A 4,665-nucleotide genomic window follows, 5' to 3' on the forward strand; every position below is an offset into this window, starting at 1 on the left:
TCATACCTCAGATCGGCAACCCAAATTTTATTAACCTAATCTTAACTAGAAGCACATTTACTCAACAGCAAAAAATTAATTTTTCTAAAGTGCCATATTTATTGTAAAAGTTAGAACAGAAACAATATACTTTTGGGAAAAGTAAATCAAAAATCAAAAGTTAAAAGTTTAAATTAATCAAAACTGATAACTGAAATGACAATTGGTATAAACCCTATGAATGTACAAACAGTTGTAACTAAACCATTTAGCGACCAAAAACCAGGTACTTCCGGACTCCGCAAAAAAGTGCCAACTTTTAAACAACCCCACTACCTAGAAAATTTTATTCAGTCTATTTTTGATAGTCTAGAAAATTTTTCCGGTCAAACATTTGTGCTTGGAGGTGATGGTCGCTATTACAACCGTCAGGCAATTCAAATAATTCTGAAAATGGCCGCCGCTAATGGAGTAGGTAGAATGTTAGTGGGTCAAGGAGGCATTCTTTCTACCCCCGCTGCTTCCTGCATTATCCGCAAAAATCAAGCCTTTGGTGGTATAATCCTTTCCGCTAGTCACAACCCTGGTGGACCAGAAGAGGACTTTGGTGTTAAGTACAATATTGGTAATGGTGGCCCTGCTCCCGAAAAAGTGACAAGTGCCATCTACGAACGTACTAAAGTTATAGATAGCTACAAAATTATCGAAGCTACAGATATTAATTTAGACCAACTGGGTAGTCAGAAATTAGGGGAAATGACTGTAGAAGTTATTGACTCTGTAGCAGACTACGCTGAGTTGATGGAATCTTTGTTTGATTTTGGCAAAATCTCAGAACTGTTAAAGTCTGGTAAGTTTCGGATGTGTATGGACTCATTACACGCTGTAACTGGACCTTATGCTAAAGATATTTTTGAGCAACGGTTAGGCGCTCCCGCAGGTACAGTACAAAATGGTATACCTCTGGAAGATTTTGGTGGTGGACATCCTGACCCTAATTTAGTCTATGCTCACGACTTAGTAGAAATCATGTTCGGAGATAATGCTCCTGACTTTGGTGCTGCTTCTGATGGGGATGGCGATCGCAACATGGTATTAGGGAAAAATTTCTTTGTTACTCCTAGCGATAGTTTGGCAATATTGGCTGCTAATGCTAAATTAGTTCCTGGATATAGTTCTGGTTTAGCTGGTATTGCTCGTTCCATGCCAACTTCTGAAGCACCAGATCGAGTAGCAGAGAAAATGGGTATTAACTGTTATGAAACTCCCACTGGTTGGAAATTTTTTGGTAATTTATTAGATGCAGACAAAGCTACTCTTTGTGGTGAGGAAAGCTTTGGTACTGGTTCTAATCATATACGCGAAAAAGACGGACTTTGGGCAGTATTTTTCTGGTTGAATATTTTGGCAGTACGGCAAGAGTCAGTGGAAGATATTGTTAAGGAACACTGGAAAACTTACGGTCGCAATTATTATTCTCGCCATGACTACGAAGGAGTAGAAAGTGATAAAGCTAATACCTTGATGGATAATTTACGTTCCCTACTACCTTCTTTGCCAGGAAAGCAATATGGTCAATATGAGGTAAAATATGCTGATGATTTTAGCTACACAGACCCAATAGATGGTAGCGTGAGTCAGAAACAGGGTATTCGTATTGGTTTTACTGNTCGCAATTATTATTCTCGCCATGACTACGAAGGAGTAGAAAGTGATAAAGCTAATACCTTGATGGATAATTTACGTTCCCTACTACCTTCTTTGCCAGGAAAGCAATATGGTCAATATGAGGTAAAATATGCTGATGATTTTAGCTACACAGACCCAATAGATGGTAGCGTGAGTCAGAAACAGGGTATTCGTATTGGTTTTACTGATGGTTCTCGCATTGTGTTCCGACTTTCAGGCACAGGAACTCAGGGAGCAACTCTACGTTTGTATGTTGAAAGTTATGAACCAGATACTAGCAAACAAGACCAAGATACTCAGGAAGCTTTATCTTCTCTGATTAGTTTAGCAGATGAAATTGCTCAAATTAAGAATCTTACAGGTAGGGAAAAACCAACTGTAATAACCTAATTTAATGGATAATTGATAATTAGGTAGGACTAAAGCCATGGGAACCCAGAAACCCGGTTTGTTGTAGACATCTATTGTTCAAAACAACAATTTATCGTAGAAACCGGGTTTCTTTGCGTAAGTCCTATTAGGGTTTGCTGAAAAAAGCAGAGTGTGGGGAGGGTGGGGAGACAGATAAAGTAGGAGGAGTAATTTAACCTTGATTTTTCTGTGCTTGTCAGCCTTTTATCCTAACTTTTTGATTTTTCGGGAACCGTGCATAAAGAGCTGAAAAATTGATACTTTTATCAACAGAAAAAAGACTATTATCTTTATATTTCAATGGGTGCGAGAATTAATCAGCAAGCCCTAATTAGAGATAGTTTTGATTAGACATCTCCAATAATCAAAAATAAAATCAATTATCCCATAGAAATTGCCAATTATTTCCCCCTGCTCCCTGCTCGCTACTCCCTCTTTTCTGGAGAGCATTGACTTAATCAAAGAATAACGATATAATACGTTATTATTGCATACTATTACACTGATTGCACTCGTGCATAGATGAAATCCATCAGAACAAAGCTCAAACTGAATAACAAACAGAAAGCCATGATGGCTCAACATGCAGGTTATAGCAGATGGTGTTATAACTGGGGGTTAGGTTTGTGGAATGCAGCTTACAAGGATGGTTATAAGCCTAATACCCGTAAGCTCAGAGAAGTTTTTACTAACCACACAAAACCTCTTTATCCTTGGATGAAAAACTTGTCTTCTAGGGTCTATCAATATGCTTTTATAAACTTGGGTGAAGCATTTAAGAGGTTTTTTCAAGGGTTGGGTAAACATCCAAAGTTTAAGAAGAAAGGTAAGTCTGATTCTTTCACAATTGATAATTGTGGAAAACCAATAGAACTAAACGGATGGAGTCACAAATTACCTTTTCTTGGTATTGTCAAAACTTATGAACCGATTGAGGCAACAACTAAAAAAATAACTATTAGTAGACAGGCAGGTGATTGGTATCTCAGTTGTAGCTATGAATTTAATGGCATAACTACGGCCAAAAAAACTGATGTAGTAGGTGTAGATTTAGGTGTGAAAACCTTAGCTACATTAAGTGATGGAAAAGTATTTAAAAGTGTAAAATCGTATCAGAGATTTGAAGCTAAGTTATCTCGGCTGCAATACCTACATCGTCAGAAAAAGGTTGGCTCTGCTAACTGGAAAAGAGCGCAACTAAAGATAGGGAGGCTCCATAGACGAGTGGCCTCTATCCGCAAAGATGCACTTCATAAATTGACAACATATCTAGCTAAAAACCACAGCGTTGTTGCTCAAGCGAAGATTTGAATGTTCGCGGAATGCTCCGCAATCATAAGCTGGCTAAATCAGATAGCAGATAGTGATTTTATGAGTTTAGAAGACAGCTTGGATATAAGTGCGAATGGTACGGTTCGGAGTTAGTAGTAGTTGACAGATTTTTTCCATCATCAAAGACTTGTTCTAACTGTGGTCATGTTCAGGATATGCCCTTAAATGTAAGAACTTATGATTGCCCAGAATGTGGCTTGTCAATAGATAGAGATTTAAACGCCAGTATAAATTTAAGAAATGCGGTCGGCTTGACCGTGAATGCCTGTGGACGGAGTGCTGCCGACAGTTCCGGTAGAAGCAGGAAGTAAACAGTAAAATGTCACATTATGACGCTTTATATCGGTTTTATGAAGCAGGTATATTATTCATTATTCATTGTTAAGTCTTCACTGTTCCGTATCTCAACTAGGAAATTCTTAAACGGACAACTACTTAATTAAATTGATATAGGAGTTACATAGTTATGTTAGAACCAGCAAAAACTGTAGAGTTATTTCAGAAACAACCAGGAAATCAAACTTTTTATCCAGGTGATGTAATTTTTGAAGATGGAAAAAAAGGTGATGTAATGTATGGAATTATTGAAGGGGTGGTTGAATTATTTGTTAATGGTCAAGTTGTTGAAACAATCAAAACAGGTGATGTTTTTGGAGAGGGAGCTTTAGNTAGTTATGTTAGAACCAGCAAAAACTGTAGAGTTATTTCAGAAACAACCAGGAAATCAAACTTTTTATCCAGGTGATGTAATTTTTGAAGATGGAAAAAAAGGTGATGTAATGTATGGAATTATTGAAGGGGTGGTTGAATTATTTGTTAATGGTCAAGTTGTTGAAACAATCAAAACAGGTGATGTTTTTGGAGAGGGAGCTTTAGTACATGAAGAACATACTCGCGCTTCTACTGCTATTGCTAAAACAGAATGTAAATTAGCTTATCTTGACCAAGAACGGTTTTTATTTGTAGTTCAGGAAACACCTATGTTTGCTCTTTATGTAGTTAGGAGTTATTCCGATCGCCTGCGTCGCTTAAAGCGTTCTCTCTAGTTGTTCTAACCCGATCTGTACGGGCAATTCACAAATTGCCCCTACTATTTCACTATTTTAGTAGTATCAGTCTACTACTGCACTGACACTACTTCCCAATACGAAATAAGACTGTAAAGGTATTAGAGTTGTTGGGAAATAACTTAGATTACAAAAAAAATAAAATGAAAACAGATATATTTAGTTAGTGATTTTATTATTTATGCTG

At 37.3% G+C, this 4,665-nt stretch carries 2 protein-coding genes and 2 pseudogenes; all 4 read left to right on the forward strand.

The window, feature by feature from the left end; genetic code table 11:
• Positions 1-216: 216 nt before the first annotated feature.
• A partial coding sequence (locus AFK68_RS09820) for an alpha-D-glucose phosphate-specific phosphoglucomutase (protein ID WP_143437743.1) occupies positions 217-1,648 on the forward strand: 1,432 nt, incomplete at its 3' end.
• A 953-nt stretch (positions 1,649-2,601) separates the two neighbouring features.
• Positions 2,602-3,722, forward strand: a pseudogene (locus tag AFK68_RS09830) (RNA-guided endonuclease InsQ/TnpB family protein).
• A gap of 260 nt (positions 3,723-3,982) precedes the next feature.
• Positions 3,983-4,079: pseudogene (locus AFK68_RS41415) on the forward strand (cyclic nucleotide-binding protein); the annotation flags it as partial.
• Between the two features lie 6 nt (positions 4,080-4,085).
• Positions 4,086-4,457, forward strand: a complete 372-nt coding sequence (locus AFK68_RS09840) for a cyclic nucleotide-binding domain-containing protein (RefSeq protein WP_094672552.1) — start codon at positions 4,086-4,088, stop codon at positions 4,455-4,457.
• Positions 4,458-4,665 lie beyond the last annotated feature (208 nt).

The organism is Hydrocoleum sp. CS-953 (assembly GCF_002260545.1).
In the GTDB taxonomy this organism is placed as follows: Bacteria; Cyanobacteriota; Cyanobacteriia; order Cyanobacteriales; family Microcoleaceae; genus Trichodesmium.

What these genes read in the sequence shown, in the direction of transcription:
- AFK68_RS09840 (WP_094672552.1), top strand. Translation starts at nt 4,086, where the DNA reads ATGTTAGAACCAGCAAAAACTGTAGAGTTATTTCAGAAACAACCAGGA.